The 15,027-nt window shown below is 66.2% G+C and carries 17 protein-coding genes; 7 read left to right on the top strand and 10 right to left on the bottom strand.

Features of this window, described 5'->3' with window-relative positions:
• Positions 1 to 253: 253 nt before the first annotated feature.
• The 4 genes from EAH75_RS09925 to EAH75_RS09940 form a co-directional block, all read right to left on the bottom strand.
• On the bottom strand, positions 254 to 748 hold the full coding sequence (locus EAH75_RS09925; RefSeq protein ID WP_140805321.1) for an Ohr family peroxiredoxin: 495 nt from the start codon (positions 746 to 748) through the stop codon (positions 254 to 256).
• A 44-nt stretch (positions 749 to 792) separates the two neighbouring features.
• Positions 793 to 1,410 (bottom strand): glutathione S-transferase family protein, encoded by a 618-nt coding sequence (locus tag EAH75_RS09930; protein WP_140648466.1) that lies wholly within the window; start codon positions 1,408 to 1,410, stop codon positions 793 to 795.
• Positions 1,407 to 2,183 (bottom strand): SDR family oxidoreductase, encoded by a 777-nt coding sequence (locus EAH75_RS09935; RefSeq protein WP_140648467.1) that lies wholly within the window; start codon positions 2,181 to 2,183, stop codon positions 1,407 to 1,409. Before EAH75_RS09935 ends, EAH75_RS09930 begins: the two co-directional genes overlap by 4 nt.
• A gap of 144 nt (positions 2,184 to 2,327) precedes the next feature.
• Positions 2,328 to 3,368 carry a LysR family transcriptional regulator gene (locus EAH75_RS09940; protein WP_140805323.1) on the bottom strand — a complete coding sequence of 347 codons (1,041 nt, stop codon included), beginning with the start codon at positions 3,366 to 3,368 and terminating at the stop codon, positions 2,328 to 2,330.
• A gap of 269 nt (positions 3,369 to 3,637) precedes the next feature.
• Between EAH75_RS09940 and EAH75_RS09945 the strand changes: the two genes are divergently transcribed.
• The 3 genes from EAH75_RS09945 (at position 3,638) to EAH75_RS09955 (ending at position 5,715) form a co-directional block, all read left to right on the top strand.
• The gene (locus tag EAH75_RS09945) at positions 3,638 to 4,117 is read left to right on the top strand and encodes a carboxymuconolactone decarboxylase family protein (protein WP_140805325.1); all 480 of its coding nucleotides are present in this window, start codon (positions 3,638 to 3,640) and stop codon (positions 4,115 to 4,117) included.
• Between the two features lie 83 nt (positions 4,118 to 4,200).
• On the top strand, positions 4,201 to 4,626 hold the full coding sequence (locus EAH75_RS09950; RefSeq protein WP_140805327.1) for a cupin domain-containing protein: 426 nt from the start codon (positions 4,201 to 4,203) through the stop codon (positions 4,624 to 4,626).
• Between the two features lie 162 nt (positions 4,627 to 4,788).
• Entirely contained in the window at positions 4,789 to 5,715 is a 927-nt protein-coding gene (locus tag EAH75_RS09955; RefSeq protein ID WP_140805329.1) for an RNA polymerase sigma-70 factor, read from the top strand.
• A gap of 35 nt (positions 5,716 to 5,750) precedes the next feature.
• Here EAH75_RS09955 and EAH75_RS09960 read toward each other — a convergent pair whose 3' ends face one another.
• Complete coding sequence (locus EAH75_RS09960) at positions 5,751 to 7,133, bottom strand: L-serine ammonia-lyase (protein ID WP_140648472.1); 1,383 nt, start codon at positions 7,131 to 7,133, stop codon at positions 5,751 to 5,753.
• Between the two features lie 78 nt (positions 7,134 to 7,211).
• On the opposite strand from EAH75_RS09960, the gene EAH75_RS09965 reads away from it, so the two are divergent.
• Entirely contained in the window at positions 7,212 to 7,460 is a 249-nt protein-coding gene (locus tag EAH75_RS09965; RefSeq protein ID WP_140648473.1) for a glutaredoxin family protein, read from the top strand.
• Here EAH75_RS09965 and EAH75_RS09970 read toward each other — a convergent pair.
• From EAH75_RS09970 to EAH75_RS09990, 5 genes are all read right to left on the bottom strand, one after another.
• Positions 7,432 to 8,796 carry a GTP-binding protein gene (locus EAH75_RS09970; RefSeq protein WP_140805331.1) on the bottom strand — a complete coding sequence of 455 codons (1,365 nt, stop codon included), beginning with the start codon at positions 8,794 to 8,796 and terminating at the stop codon, positions 7,432 to 7,434. The two genes, EAH75_RS09965 and EAH75_RS09970, sit on opposite strands and share 29 nt — an antisense overlap.
• A gap of 12 nt (positions 8,797 to 8,808) precedes the next feature.
• On the bottom strand, positions 8,809 to 9,360 hold the full coding sequence (locus EAH75_RS09975) for a YceI family protein (RefSeq protein WP_140648475.1): 552 nt from the start codon (positions 9,358 to 9,360) through the stop codon (positions 8,809 to 8,811).
• On the bottom strand, positions 9,357 to 9,938 hold the full coding sequence (locus tag EAH75_RS09980; protein ID WP_140648476.1) for a cytochrome b: 582 nt from the start codon (positions 9,936 to 9,938) through the stop codon (positions 9,357 to 9,359). Before EAH75_RS09980 ends, EAH75_RS09975 begins: the two co-directional genes overlap by 4 nt.
• Positions 9,935 to 10,555, bottom strand: a complete 621-nt coding sequence (locus tag EAH75_RS09985) for a YceI family protein (RefSeq protein WP_140648477.1) — start codon at positions 10,553 to 10,555, stop codon at positions 9,935 to 9,937. Before EAH75_RS09985 ends, EAH75_RS09980 begins: the two co-directional genes overlap by 4 nt.
• 127 nt (positions 10,556 to 10,682) lie before the next feature.
• Positions 10,683 to 11,684 (bottom strand): polyprenyl synthetase family protein, encoded by a 1,002-nt coding sequence (locus EAH75_RS09990; RefSeq protein ID WP_140648478.1) that lies wholly within the window; start codon positions 11,682 to 11,684, stop codon positions 10,683 to 10,685.
• A gap of 232 nt (positions 11,685 to 11,916) precedes the next feature.
• On the opposite strand from EAH75_RS09990, the gene EAH75_RS09995 reads away from it, so the two are divergent.
• From EAH75_RS09995 to kdpA, 3 genes are all read left to right on the top strand, one after another.
• Positions 11,917 to 12,900 (top strand): VTT domain-containing protein, encoded by a 984-nt coding sequence (locus tag EAH75_RS09995; RefSeq protein ID WP_140648479.1) that lies wholly within the window; start codon positions 11,917 to 11,919, stop codon positions 12,898 to 12,900.
• A gap of 250 nt (positions 12,901 to 13,150) precedes the next feature.
• On the top strand, positions 13,151 to 13,243 hold the full coding sequence (gene kdpF, locus EAH75_RS10000; RefSeq protein WP_140648480.1) for a K(+)-transporting ATPase subunit F: 93 nt from the start codon (positions 13,151 to 13,153) through the stop codon (positions 13,241 to 13,243).
• Positions 13,240 to 15,024 (top strand): potassium-transporting ATPase subunit KdpA, encoded by a 1,785-nt coding sequence (gene kdpA, locus EAH75_RS10005; protein ID WP_140805334.1) that lies wholly within the window; start codon positions 13,240 to 13,242, stop codon positions 15,022 to 15,024. Before kdpF ends, kdpA begins: the two co-directional genes overlap by 4 nt.
• The last annotated feature ends 3 nt before the right edge of the window (positions 15,025 to 15,027 follow it).

The following is a 15,027-nucleotide window of genomic DNA, read 5'->3' on the forward strand; positions in this document are numbered from 1 at the left end:
GGCTGTTGCGCATAGAGCGGGGTCGACCGCAGTCCAGGAGCGCGCAGCACCAGGGAAGATCCGGGGGTGGCTGATCCCCTTCGTGTTGCGTTCGATGCAGCGGATCAGCGTGAGGATGCCAATCGAGTCGCAGGTGTGGCCGGTTGGTGTTCCATGCCGGTCTCGGCGACGTTCCCCGATCCGAGCCCCCCGGCTTTGGGCAGTGGTGGCGGATGGGGCACGGGCGCCAGTGGCCCTTTCGACCGCCGCACGATCACCGGGCGAGCGAAACCACGCACTCGATCCCTGTCCTGGCCATCTTCGCGTAGGGACAGATGCGCTCGGTATTGCGCACCAGTTCCTCGGCGATCGCGCGGTCGACACCGGGCAGGCCGATGCGGATATCCGCGGCAAGCGTGAACAGGCCATCGACCGGGTCGCGGCCGAAGGTAACTGAGGCGACGACCTCGGCATCCGGGATCGTCACGTTCGCGCGCGCCGCGAGCAAACTCAATGCGCCGTGGAAGCAGGCGGCATAGCCGGCGGCGAACAGCTGCTCCGGATTGGTGCCGCCGCCCGGACCGCCCAGTTGCTCGGGCATCCGCAGCTGCAAGTCGAGGATTCCATCGTCGGAACGGGCCACGCCGGAGGCGCGGCCGTGTCGGGATTCACCGCCGCTGACGCGCACGGTCGCCGTGTAGAGCGGGAGGAAATCCGCCCCAAGATGCTTGTCGAGCAGGGAGACGGGCGGCGGCTTCAGTTCGGTCATGGTCGGGTTCGGCGTGCTTCGATCGTGGATGACCGGCTGGCCTATCAGGCGAGGACGCCCTCTTCGGCAAGGATGGCCGCCTGCACGCCGGGATCGGTCTCCATGCGGCGGGCGAAGCGCATTAGGTGACTCAGGCCGTGCAGGCCGATGTCCTGGCTGACGGTCCAACGCAGGATCACCAGTAGATAAGGGTCGGCGATCGAGCGCGTCCCGGTCAGCCAGTCGCGACCGGCAAGCTGCGCGTCGAGCCGTTCAAGCAGCGTGCGTATGTGCAAACTGGCGTTGCGGGTCAACTCGCCGGCCAGGGCTTCTTCTTGAAGAAAAAGCGATGCCTTGAAGATCGGCAGGAACGCCTTGTGCACGTCGGAGTTGAGAAACCCCAGCCAGCGCATCACTTCGGCGCGGCCGCGCGGTTTGCCGTCGCCGAGCAGCCCCGCTTCGGGATGGAGATCGGCAAGGTAGCCGAGAATCGCGACGTTCTCGGTAAGCGTGAAGTCACCGTGTTCCAGCAGTGGCACGGTGCCCCCGGCACTGCGGGCTCGATACTCCGGTGAGTGGACGCTGTCGTGACTCATCCTCACCGTTTCGTACGGCGCACCGATCCATTCGAGCACGATGTGCCCGGCGAGTGGACAGGCGCCGGGCAGGTAGTAGAGCTTCACGCTGCCGTTCCGCGGCTGGCGAACATCGAGCGGGCGAACCATGTCTGGAAGTCCTGTGCGCCCAGCCGCGCACCGTCGCCCGGCAGCAGCGTGTCCGGCTCCAGCACGGCGCCGAAGTAGGGCGCCTTCGGATCCGCGACGACCTTGCGCGAATCCCCGATGGCGGCGAGGAAGCGCTGCACCCATGCGGCCAACGGCGCCTTTTCGGGGCCACCGATTTCCACCATGCCGTTGACCGCGGCGCCGAGTGCGTAGTCGGTGACCGCATCGGCGACGTCGTCCGAGGCGATCGGCTGCATCAGCCCGCTCGAAAGATGGATCTCCTGCCCCTTGGAGCCGTCACCGGCAATGCCGTTGAGGAACTCGAAGAACTGGGTGGAATGGACGATGGTGTACGGGATGCCGGCGGCGCGGATCAGGTCTTCCTGGGCCATCTTGGCGCGGATGTACCCGCTGGTCGCAAACGCAGGACGACCGGTGCCCACCACCGACAGCGCCACATGATGCTTCACGCCGGCTTTCTTCTCCGCGGCGGCGAGGTTGCGTCCCGACGTCTGGAAGAAGTCCATTACGGCCTTGTCCTCGAACGAAGGGGAGTTGGCCAGGTCCACCACCACGTCGGTCCCCGTCATGGCCGCGTCCAGGCCTTCGCCGGTGAGGGCGTTGACGCCAGACGATGGTGCGGCGGGAATCGCTTCGTGGCCGCGCTTGCGCAGGCGCTCGACGACTTTGCTGCCGATGAGTCCGGTACCACCGATCACGAGAATTTTCATGGGAAACCTCCGCGTTGCGTTGGCGCCTGGGGCGCGTAGTGGGGCCATGCTAGGCGTGGTCAACGGCAGCCGGTAGGACCGCCGGCGGACTCGCGGTGTTGCCTGCGGCACACCAATCGTCGCGCCGCGGGCGAAGCGGCCGGATCAAGCAGTACGCGTCGCAAATGCTTCCCGCGCCTCGCTCGGGACGGCCGACGGCATCGGGCTCAACCCGATCGAGCACTCGAGGTTCAGGGCGCGCACGGCGATGGTCATGTAGTCGATGAACACCCGGATCCGCCCCGGCAGTTGCTGCCGGCTCGGATAACAGAGGTAGTGCCCGCGATCATCGGGCGCGTATTGCGCCAGGCACGCCACCAGCCGGCCGGCACGCAGGTGCTCGCTGACCTGGTAGCCCGCCATCTGTGCAATGCCCTGGCCGTCGAGCGCGGCCTGCAGCACCAGTTCGTCGTCGTTGAACGTGCAGCTGGACGAGGGCAGGAATTTCTGGATCCGGCCACCGACCTTGAACTCCCACTCGAAGATCCTGCCTGACGCCATGCGGAAATTGATGCAGCTGTGCCCGGCCAGCTCTTCCACCTGTCGCGGCAGCCCATGGTTGCGCCGGTAGGCGGGCGACGCGCAGACCAGCATCGGCATCGGAATCAGCTGCTTGGCAATCACCTGACTGTCGTCCAGGCGCCCGTCGCGAAAGGCCACGTCGATCCGATCCGCAGTGAAGTCCGTGGTGCGGTCGTCGAGCAGCAGGTCGACGGCGATCTCCGGATAGCGGGCGCGAAAGCCGTTGAGCAGCGGCGCCACGATGCGGCGCCCGAACCCCGTCGTGGCGCTGATCCGCAGCTGCCCGCGTGGCGGCCCTTCGCGCAGATCGCGCATGTCTTCCAGTGCCTGCACGATCCGCTCCACGCCCGGGTGGCAGTTGCGGTAGAACAATTCGCCCTCGCGGGTCAGCGTGGTGAGCCGGGTGGTGCGCAGGAACAGCCGCGTGCCCAACTGGGCCTCGAGCTTCTGCACGCTGCGGCTGACCGCCGAGCGGCCGATGCCTAGGCGGTCGCCCGCGCGGGCGAAATTGCCTTCGGTCGCCACGGCGATAAATGCGAGCACGCCGGCGTAACTTGCCGAGAAGCTCGACGCGAGGGCGTCGCTGTTCGTGCAGTGGGGGTGATCTTGCGAATCAAAGGTCATCGTTCGGGTCCGGCAGGCTCAGGGCTTCGCGCCGGTTACTGCGAAGCGCATCCAACACCGGCATCGGCCGGCTCATACCTGACAGACGTTTCGGCGGTGGCGCCTGTGACACCGTCGAAGGATTGGTTCCTGATGGGCAACACCGCGAGCCCGCCGACGTGCCTACCGCACGCATCGTCCGGAACCTAGGCTGGGCACCGTCGCGTATCGAGCGCGAGCGGATACCTCAGCCGATCTGAGGAATGGCCACATGCCCAGCGAGGATCCCCATGACCCAGCGCATCGACTATCAACAGCAAGCCCCCGAGCTCTTCAAGAAGCTCGTCGCCATCAGCATGCAGGCAGCGCAGGGCGGCGTCGAGGCGACCATCGGCCACCTCGTCGAGATCCGTGCCTCGCAGATCAACGGCTGCGCCTTCTGCGTGGACATGCATGTCAAGCAGGCAATGATTCACGGCGAGCGTCCGCTGCGCATCCATCACCTGACGGTCTGGCGCGAGTCCCCGCTGTTCTCCGAGCGCGAGCGTGCGGCGCTGGCCTGGACCGAGGTGCTGACCCAGCTGCCGCCGCACGGCGTGCCGGACGACATCTACGCGCTCGTCCGCGAGCAGTTCTCCGAGAAGGATCTCACCGATCTCACCTACGCGGTGATGGCGATCAACGCCTGGAACCGCATCAACGTCGCCTTCACAAGCGTCCCCGGCAGCGCCGACAAAGCGTACGGGCTCGACAAGGCCGGCCTGGCCTGAATCCCGACCGGTTCGGCGACGCCGCGCTGGCGCATCTTCAACACCCCGGCCTGTGGGCGCAGGCCATTCATGAGGAGACATCCATGCACACATTCAAGACCTTCGGGCTGCTGCTCCTGCTCGTTTCCGGCATGGCCGCGGCCCAGCCGGCGGAGCAGGCCTCCCCCACATCGACAGCACCGATGGCCAAGGTCTCGGACCTGATGACCAAGGCCCTCAAGGACTATCCCGGCAAGGAAGGCAAGATGATCCTGGTCACCTACCCGCCCGGCTCGGTCGATCCGGTCCATCGCCACCACGCGCATGCCTTCGTCTATGTGCTCGAAGGCTCGATCGTGATGGGCCTGAATGGCGACAAGCCGGTGACGCTGGGACCGGGGCAGACCTTCTACGAAGGGCCGGACGACATGCACACGGTCGGCCGCAACGCCAGCAAGACCAAGCCGGCCAAATTCCTGGTGCTGCTGCTGAAGGACCAAAACAAGCCGGTACTGATCCCGGAGCACTGAGCTTTTCGCTGGATCGCTTCGGCCTGCCGCCATGCCCATGGAGGACGCCTGTTCGTCGAGGTGGCGGGCCGGAAGCACCTGCGCCAGCCAGGGCCGAATGCCACCATTCGGCGCCGATCGGCGTAGGCTGTCACGACCGCACCGGCACAGACGTCTTCCCCCATGGACGCAGCCACCGCCACTTTCCACGATCTGCGCCCGAGGCTGCAGGGCATCGCCTACCGCATGCTTGGCTCCATATCGGAGTCCGAAGACATCGTGCAGGACGTCTGGCTGCGCTGGCACGCCGTGGACAAGGACAGCGTCAACAACGCCGAAGCGTGGCTGGTGGCGACCACCACCCGGATCTCGATCGACCGCCTGCGCTCGGCCAAGGCACGGCGGGAGCAGTACGTCGGCATCTGGCTGCCAGAGCCGGTGCTCACCGAATGGCCCGCCACGCCCGAGGACATCGAGGAGCTCTCCAACGAGGTCTCCGTCGCCCTCCTTACCGTGCTCGAGCGCCTGACTCCCGAGGCCCGCGCCGCCTTTCTGCTGCGCGAAGTGTTCGACGTGGATTACGGCGAGGTGGCCGAGGTGCTTGGCAAGAGCGAGGCCGCCTGTCGCCAGATCGTGCACCGGGCCAAGGCGCAGCTGCGCCAGGAGCGGCCGCAGCGCGCGGTGCCCAGCGAGGTTCACCAGAAGCTGGTGCGACGCTTCGCCGATGTCCTGGCGCAAGGCGACTTCGCCGGCATGAAGTCGATGCTGGCCGACACCGCGGTGCTGATGGGCGACGGTGGCGGCTATGTCACCAGCTTCCCCAGGCCGATGGTCGGCGGGCCGCGCATCGCCCAGCTCCTGTTTGCCGCCACCCTGCGCTACAAGGATGCGTTGCGCATCGAACTGGCGATGATCAACGGCCAATACGCCGTGCTGCGCTACATCGGCGACGAGCTGGAGTCCGCCCAGTCTTACGAAAGCGACGGCGAACGCATCACCCGCGTCCATGTGCAGCGCAATCCCGAAAAACTGGCCCGACTGGTGGCCGCGCTCACACAACGGCCCATCCGCCGGCAGCTTGAGGCATCGGCGCCGCACGAAAGCCTGTGACCGGGATCAGCGAAGGAGGAGCGGCGTGATTCCTGTCAGCACTCGATGACGTTGACCGCCAATCCGCCCCGCGATGTTTCCTTGTACTTGTCCTTCATGTCACGACCGGTGTCGCGCATGGTCTTGATCACCTTGTCGAGCGAGACGCGGTGCTTGCCGTCGCTCTTCAGCGCCATGCGGCTGGCGTTGATCGCCTTGACCGAGCCCATCGCGTTGCGTTCGATGCAGGGGATCTGCACCAGCCCGCCGATCGGGTCGCAGGTGAGGCCGAGGTTGTGTTCCATGCCGATCTCGGCGGCGTTCTCGACCTGCATCACGTTGCCGCCGAGTGCGGCGGTGAGGCCGCCGGCGGCCATCGAGCAGGCTACGCCCACTTCGCCCTGGCAGCCGACTTCGGCGCCGGAGATCGAGGCGTTTTCCTTGTACAGGATGCCGATCGCGGCGGCCGTAAGCAGGTATTCGATAATGCCGTCGTCGTTCGCCTTCGGGCAGAAGCGCAGATAGTAGTGGCCGACCGCGGGCACGATGCCGGCCGCACCGTTGGTGGGTGCGGTGACCACGCGGCCGCCGGCGGCGTTCTCCTCGTTCACCGCAAGTGCATAGAGGTTGACCCAGTCGAGGATGGTCAGCGGATCCTTCAGCGCGGCTTCCGGCTGGTTGCGCAGTTCCTCCAGCATAGCCGGTGCGCGGCGGGTGACTTTCAGGCCGCCGGGCAACACGCCGGGCGAGCGCAGGCCGCGGTTGACGCAGTCCTGCATCGCCTTCCAGATCGTCAGCAGGCCGGCGCGGGTTTCTTCCTCGCTGCGCCACACCGTTTCGTTCGCCATCATCAGTTGCGCGATCGTCATGTCGTGCTGCTTGCACAATGCGAGCATCTCGTCGCCGCTGCTGAACGGATACGGCTGGGCCGTGGTGTCGGCGACGATGCGGTCTTCCGCCGCCTCGTCGGTGTTCACCACGAAGCCGCCGCCGACCGAGTAGTAATCGCGCGTGGCCAGTTCGTTGCCGTCGGCGTCATACGCACTGAAACGCATGCCGTTGGTGTGGAATGGCAGCTTCTGGCGTTTGTTGAAAACGAGGTCGCGCTTCTCCTCGAACTCGATCTCGTGCTTGCCGAGTACGCGCAGACGCTGTGTCTTGCGAATGCGTTCGAGCGTGGCGGGGATCTGGTCCGGATCGACGGTGTCCGGATGCTGGCCTTCGAAGCCGAGCAGCACCGCCTTGTCGGTACCGTGGCCGCGGCCGGTCATCGCCAGTGAGCCGTACAGCTCGGCGCGCACGCGGGTCACCCGCGCAAGCACGCCTTTCTCTTCCAGCCAGCGTTCGGCGAAACGCGCGGCCGCGCGCATCGGTCCGACCGTATGCGAGGAGGACGGCCCGATGCCGATCTTGAACAGGTCGAATACGCTGACGGCCATGGCTGCGCTGCTGGGGGAAGGGAGTGAACCGGTTATTCTACGCGGCGTCCCCGCCTTTGGCAGTCCATTCGCAAGCGCATGTCCGACCTGATCCTGTACCAGCGCGATTACTGTCACCTGTGCGACCTGGCGCTGGCCGTGCTGGCCGAGGCGCGTGCGCCGGATTTCGACAGCGTGTGGGTGGATGATTCCGACGAGCTGGAGCAGCGTTACGGCACCCGTGTGCCGGTGCTGCGCGATGCGCGCGGCGACCGCGAGCTGGACTGGCCGTTCGACGCCGCGGCGGTGGGCCGTTTCCTCAGCGGTGGTGCAGCTTCAAACGCTTGAGGATTTCCTCGCGCGCCTCGCGCAGGATCGAGTCGCGATCGAGGCTGGCGACGATATCGGCGACGGCGCGCTTGGCGCCGGCTTCGCCCCACGATTTGCCGGCGACCAGGTAACGTTCGGCGGCGCGGCCGATCAGCACCGTGGCGTACCAGCCGAGCGCGCCCTGCGCGGCGGCGGTGACCACCACCGACAGCCCGGCGCTCATGCCTTTCAATGCCGAGGCGACCAGCTGCATGCCCCAGATCGCGCCCATCAGCGCAGCGAGTTGCACCGAGATCACCGCCACCAGCCGGCCGGATTCGGCGCGGGTCAGCGGCAGGCCGTAGACACGCGACAACTGCACCACCATCGCCGCATCCAGTCCGGCGGCGGCGAGCAGGTCGGCGACGGGGATCGGGTTCAGCGCGACCGCCACGCCCTTGGCAATGCAGTAGTTGTGGATCAGCTTTGCCGCGACCGCCCGGCGCGTCTCGGCGATGCGCGCGCTGACCTGATCGGTGAGCCGGCCGGCATACAGTCCGGCGTTGATCGCCGACAGCGTCTTGCCCTCGCGCGCCGCGATCGCCAGCAACCGTTCGCGCAACGCGGCGACGTCGGGTGGGCGCGACTGCTCATGTGATTGTTCGTGCCCGCGCCCGTCGACTTCGACCACGCGCTGTGCGGCTGGCCGCGCAGCCACCGCGATCACATCCTCGGCGCGTACCAGCCCGGCCATGCGCAGGCGCAGATGCGCCAGCAGATCCGCGAGTTCGTCGGCGCCATAGCGGTCGGCCTTGTTCAACGCCAGCAGCAAAGGGCGCTGGGTGGCGGCGAGCGTCTTCAGCGCGTCGAGCTCTTCGCGGGTGAGATCGCCGTCGCCGACGAAGATCACCAGGTCGCTGACCTCGGCGACTTCGAATGCCAGCTGCTCGCGCGCCTCGCCGTCCAGCTCGTTGATGCCGGGCGTGTCGATCAATACCAGGCCATCGTGTTGCGCCTCGTCCAGCACCGCGTGTTCGGCGTCGGTGGTGGTGCCGTGCAATACGCCAACAGTAAATGCCTTGCGGCCGAGCAGCGCATTGCCCAGCGCCGACTTGCCGGTGGACACCCGGCCGAATACGGCGACGTGCAGCTCGCCGCGTTCAAGCTTGGCCAGCATGTTTTCGATGCGGCCGAAATCGGCGGCCAGTTCGTTGCGCACCGTGGCCGGGATGGTCGGGTCGTCGAGCAGGTTGCGCAGGCTGTCGGCGACGCGGGATGAGCCGGCGACGGCAGGGCGTGATGCGGGCGTCAAGGGCGTGCCGGCGGCAGGTTTGACCCAGCCGCGCAGGCGCTGCCACAGGTTGTCAGTCGGCATTGCGGCGGATGATTATTTCGGCTCGAGCTGCAGGTGCGCAGTGATCTTCACGGTGGCGCCGATCACCGAGGTGTCGGCGTAGTCACCGCTGCCCACGCCAAAGTCGAGCCGCTGCACGTGTCCTGCCACGTCCAGGGTGGAACTGCCTGGGCTCTGCGTGCGGAACACCACGCCCAGGCTCACCGGCCTGGTCACGCCGCGCAGGGTGAGCTGGCCGTCCGCGATCACCGTGTTGCCGTCCTGGTGGAAACCGGTGGTGACGAAATGCGCGGTGGGGAACTTCGCCACGTTGAAGAAGCTCTCGCCGGGCAGGGCGCTCTCCTGATCGGCGTCGCCGGTCTTGGCACTGGCCAGGGTCACGACCACGTCGAACTTCGCGTGGGCCAGGTCGGCGGGGTCATAGCTTATGGCTGCCGTCCAGTCCTTGAAGTCGCCAGAGAACTCGGCGCCCTGGTAGGTGCCCTGGAAGCTCAGATGGCTCAGTGCAGGACGTACGGAGTAGTCGGTGGCCGTGGCGGCACATGGCAGCGCGAGGGCGAGCAGCAGGATGGCAGGGCGTTTCATGGTCGTTCTCCTTCGGAAGTCGAACCGTTGCGCAAGCGCGCGAACGGCAGCATCCGGCGCAGCACGTTGTCATTGTCCGACAAATGATGCTTCAGTGCCGCACCGACATGCGCCACCAGTACCAGCAGCAGAAACCAGAACAGATATTCGTGCACACCGTGCGCTAAACCGCGCAGCTCGTCGTTCTTCGCCACCAGCGACGGCAGGTTGAACAGCTTGAACCACTGCAACGGCTTGCCGGTGACTGAATTGAACCACCAGCCGCTGAGCGGCAGCGCCACGATCAACACATACAGCACACCATGGACGGCCCGCGCAGCCCACTGCTGCCAGCGCGGCGCCGGCTCCTCGCGTGGGTGACCATCACCCCAGCGCCACAGCACGCGCAACAGCACCAGCGCCAGCACGGTCAGTCCGATCGACTTGTGCAGCGCAAGCCAGTTGATCTTCTGCATCGGCGAATGCGCCAGGTCCATCAGCAGGCCGAAGGTGCCGTTGCCCAGGATGGCCAGCGCAATGATCCAGTGGAACAACTTGGCGACCGATCCCCATTGGCGATCACTGCTGCGCAGACTCATGGTTGTTCCTTCGATGTGGGAATGGCGTGCTCGTCGCGGATCGCCTCCAGCTCCAGCCAGACGCTGACCTGCTGACCGATCGAGCCGGCGTTGGCGGTGATGCCGAAGGCCTCGCGATCCAGCATGGCGGTGGCCGAGAAGCCGGCGATGGTATGCAGCCCGTAGATGGTATTGGCGACGCGGTTGAATGTGAACGGAACGCTCAGCGGCTGACTGATCCCGTGCAGGGTCAGCTGGCCATGCAGTACGCCGTGATGATCGTCCTTGCGCTCGACGCTGCTGCTGACGAAGTGCGCATAGCGGCGGTGCGCGCAATCGAGCAGGGCCGGCTTGCATACAGCCTTGTCCCAGTCCGCGTCGCCCATGTCCACGCTGGCCAGATCGATATCCAGTTCGGTGGCGGCCGTGCTCCAGTCATCCGGATCGAAACGCAGCCAGCCCTTGGCGATGTGCAGCCGACCGAACGGACGCGAATAGCCATCGTGGCTGATGCTGAAAACGATCTGGCTGTGCACTGTGTCGTAGCGGTAACTCGCGCTGGCGGCATATGCCGGTGCCAGCGGCAGCAGCATCGCTGCGAGCCAGAGTAGCCAGACGACGGGGCGGAAACGGAGCATGGAACGAAGTCTGGCCGATCGGCAGCGATGCTGCCAGCACCCGTGGCTGAACAATAGGTTTCCCGTTCGGGCCCATCGGCCTCGGAGCGCTGTTGCCTGTCGCCGCCGCAGGAGCCGGCGCGTGCCGTCAGAACGTGCGCTGCACCGAATAGTCGGCCAGCGTGACCAGCGCATCGCGGTAGTGGGAGGCGGGCAGCATGACCAGCGCATCGCGCGCGGCTTGCGCATGGATAAGCGCTCGCTCGCGGGTGCGCTCCAGTGCTCCGGAATCACGGATCGAGGCGATGATGCGATCGAGCGAGTCGAGGCCGCCGTGTTCGATCGCGTGACGCAGTGACAGCGCCTGGTCCGGGCTGGCCTTTTCCAGCGCGTAGATCAGCGGCAGGGTCGGCTTGCCTTCGGCCAGGTCGTCGCCGATGTTCTTGCCCAGCGTGTCGGCATCGGAAACGTAATCGAGCAGGTCGTCGGCGATCTGGAACGCGTAGCCCAGCTCCATGCCATAGCGGCGCAGCGCGGCGACCTGATCGTCCGGCAGGCCACCGAGGAGGCCGCCCAGCTCGGTGGCGGCGGCGAACAGCACGGCGGTCTTGCGTTCGATCACGGCCAGGTACGCCGCTTCGCTGACGTCGGCGTTGCCGATGTTGAGCAGTTGCAGCACCTCGCCCTCGGCGATGGTGTTGGTGGTGTCGGCCAGGATGCGCATGATGCGCATGTCGTCCAGTTCCACCATCAGCTGGAACGAGCGCGAATAGAGGAAATCGCCGACCAGCACGCTGGCGGCGTTGCCCCACAGCGCGTTGGCGGTCTTGCGGCCGCGGCGCAGGTCGGACTCGTCGACCACGTCGTCGTGCAGCAGGGTGGAGGTGTGAATGAACTCGATGATCGCCGCCAGCTTGGTGTGGTGCTCACCCTGGTAGCCGGCGGCACCGGCGGCCAGTACGTGCAGCATCGGGCGCAGCCGCTTGCCGCCGCTGGCGATGATGTGGTCGGCGATCTGGTTGATCAGCACCACGTCGGACGACAGCCGCTGGCGGATCAGTGCGTCGACCCGCTGCATGTCGGCAGCGGCAAGGTCACGCACATGGGCGAAGTCGGCGGGGCGGCTGGCGTCGGCTGGCATCGGGGTCATGAAGGCTTCAAGGCGGCGTATCGGCGTGATTATAGGGCCGTGCCGCGGATTGCGCCGTGACATCCCGTGGCAAACCGCGCCATTCGGCGATCAGCTGGCCAAAAAACCATGCACGCTACCCGCCGAGCATGCGCAGTGGCGCCGGCGATCCCCGCCAGGGTTTGCAATAGCCAGTGGCTGGCCCAATCATGAGTGCCTGCAGTTACGCGCACGTGCATCGAGTACCGATCCGATGGCCCATGAAATCATCGCGCTGATCGCGCAATACGGCTTGCTGCTGGTGTTCTTCAACGTGCTGGTGGAGCAGGCCGGCGTACCGGTGCCCGCGGTGCCCACCATGATCGTGGCCGGTGCACTGGCAGCGAACGACAGGTTGCCGGTGGCTGGCGTGGTGCTGGCGGCGGTGCTGGCCTGCCTGCTCAGTGATCTGGCGTGGTACTGGGCGGGTCGGCGTTTCGGTGCCGGCGTGATGCGCACGATCTGCCGCATATCGCTGTCGCCCGATTCCTGCGTGAAGCAGTCCGAGTTGCGCTTCCAGCGTTGGCGCGGACGGGTACTGCTGATCGCCAAGTTCGTGCCGGGGCTGTCGACGGTGGCGCCGCCGCTGATGGGCGCGATGGGTCTGCGCATGCCGACGTTCGTGCTGCTCGACGGGCTCGGCTCGCTGCTGTGGGGGGGTCTTGCGGTCGGGGTGGGTTACGCCTTTGCCGCGCAGATCGATGTGGTGCTGGCGGCGCTGGCCAGTGCCGGCACGCTGGCCTTCGAATTGCTGCTGGTTCTGCTCGCGCTCTATATCGCCGCCAAATGGTGGCAGCGCCGGCGTCTGCTGGTGGCCTTGCGCATGGCGCGCATCACGGTGGACGAATTGAACCAGTCCATCGCCGACGGACAATCGCCGGTGGTGGTCGACGTGCGCTCGCAGGCCGCGCGTCTGCTCGATACGCGGATCATCCCCGGCGCCTTGCTGGCCGACCTCGACGGCGTCGATCAGGCGTTGCTCGGCATTCCGCCGGATCGCGAGTTGGTGATCTACTGCAGCTGCCCGAACGAAGTGTCTGCCGCCAAGGCGGCCAAGCTGCTGATGGCGATCGGCTACCGTCGCGTACGCCCGTTGCTTGGCGGCCTCGATGCATGGGATGCGGCGGGCTACACGATCGACCGGCTGCCGCCGGACGCCGCTGGCAGCGCTGCCGACCCGCTGCACATGACGGCCTGATCCGCGCCGCGGAAAACTTTACGCGTTCTATACGCGAAGCGGCCAAATCGCTACCCCGTTCTTATACGGCACTTCCTACAGTGCGCGTCGTCCTTTCCTTGAGTCGACGCCGATGGATTTCGTCTACCTGTTGTTCCTGCTCGTGCTGTGCGCGGCGACGCTGGGCTTTGTGCTGATCTGCGATCGGCTGAGTCCGCGCAAGTAAACCGGTTTCCGCGTCCGCCTTCCTCATCAGCATGAGTTCCCAACCATGAATGTTCTCTACGTCCTCGCCGCGCTCATCGCGGTGGCGCTGGCCGGCTACCTGTGCGTGGCCCTGCTCAAGCCGGAGTGGTTCGAATGACCACCAATGATTTTCTCCAGATCGGCCTGTTCCTGGCGGTGTTGCTGCTGCTGGTGAAACCGGTCGGCAGCTATATGGCGCTGGTCTTCGCCGATGCACCCAACCGCATCACCCGCTTCGGCGGCCGCATGGAACGCGGCATCTATCGCCTGTGCGGAATCAGCAGCACCGAGGAGATGAGCTGGAAGCGCTACGCGCTGGCCATGCTGCTGTTCAACGTGCTGGGCGTGCTGGCAGTGTTCGTACTGCAGCGCGTGCAGCAGTGGCTGCCGCTGAATCCGCAGCACTTCGCCGCGGTGTCGTCCGACTCGGCAATGAATACCGCAATCAGCTTTGCCACCAACACCAACTGGCAGGGTTACGGCGGCGAGTCGACGATGAGCTACCTGACCCAGATGCTGGGGCTGGCAGTGCAGAACTTCCTCTCCGCGGCGACCGGGATCGCGGTGCTGGTGGCGGTGGTGCGCGGCTTCAGCCGGCGCAGTTCGGCAAGCCTCGGCAACTTCTGGGTCGATCTCACGCGCAGCACGCTGTATGTGTTGGTGCCGCTGTCGCTGCTGATGACTTTGTTGCTGGTGTCGCAGGGCGTGGTGCAGAACTTCAAGCCGTATGTCGACGTGCCGGTGCTGCAGACGAGCAGTTACGCGACGACCGCGAAGGACGCTGCCGGCCACGACGTGACCACGCAAACGGCGGTTACCACGCAGACCCTGCCGATGGGGCCGGCTGCCTCGCAGATCGCGATCAAGATGCTCGGCACCAACGGTGGCGGCTTCTTCAACGCGAACTCCGCGCATCCGTACGAGAACCCCACGCCGTTCTCCAACTTCATCGAGATGCTGGCGATCTTCCTGATCCCCGGCGGGCTGTGCGTGATGTTCGGTCGCATGGTCGGCGATCGGCGGCAGGGCTGGGCCATCCTCGCCACGATGCTGCTGATTTTCATCCCGCTCGCGATAGGCCTGGTTGCGGCGGAGCAGGCCGGCAACCCGGCACTGCACGGGCTGGCGGTGGATGCGCATGCCTCGGCGCTGCAGGCGGGCGGCAACATGGAAGGCAAGGAGACGCGCTTCGGCATCGTCTCGTCCGGCCTGTTCGCGGCGATCACCACGGCCGCCTCGTGCGGCGCGGTGAATGCGATGCACGATTCGCTGACCCCGCTCGGCGGCCTGGTGCCGATGTGGCTGATGCAGCTGGGCGAGGTGATCTTCGGCGGCGTCGGCTCGGGCCTGTACGGCATGCTCGCGTTCGCGGTGGTGGCGGTGTTCATCGCCGGTCTGATGGTGGGCCGCACGCCCGAATACCTCGGCAAGAAGATCGAGGCCTATGAAATGAAGATGGCCAGCCTCGCGGTGCTGCTGCCGTGCGCGCTGGTGGTGATCGGTACGGCCATCGCGGTGATGACGCCGGCCGGTGTGGCAGGCATGGCCAATCCCGGCGCGCATGGTTTCAGTGAGATCCTCTACGCGGTCAGCTCGGCGTCGAACAACAACGGCAGTGCGTTCGGCGGACTCTCGGCGAACACGCCGTTCTGGAACGTGCTGCTCGGCATCTGCATGTTCCTTGCCCGTTTCCCGCTCGCCATCGCGATGCTGGCGATGGCCGGCTCGCTCGCCGCCAAGCGCCATGTGCCCGAATCTGCTGGCACCTTGCCCACGCATACGCCGCTGTTCGTCACGCTGCTGGCCTGCGTGGTGATCGTGGTCGGCGCGCTGACCTTCCTTCCGGCGCTGGCCCTGGGGCCGATCGCCGAGCAACTCATGTCCGCCATGGGGCACTGATCA

The organism is Rhodanobacter glycinis (genome assembly GCF_006438785.1).
In the GTDB taxonomy this organism is placed as follows: Bacteria; Pseudomonadota; Gammaproteobacteria; order Xanthomonadales; family Rhodanobacteraceae; genus Rhodanobacter; species Rhodanobacter glycinis_A.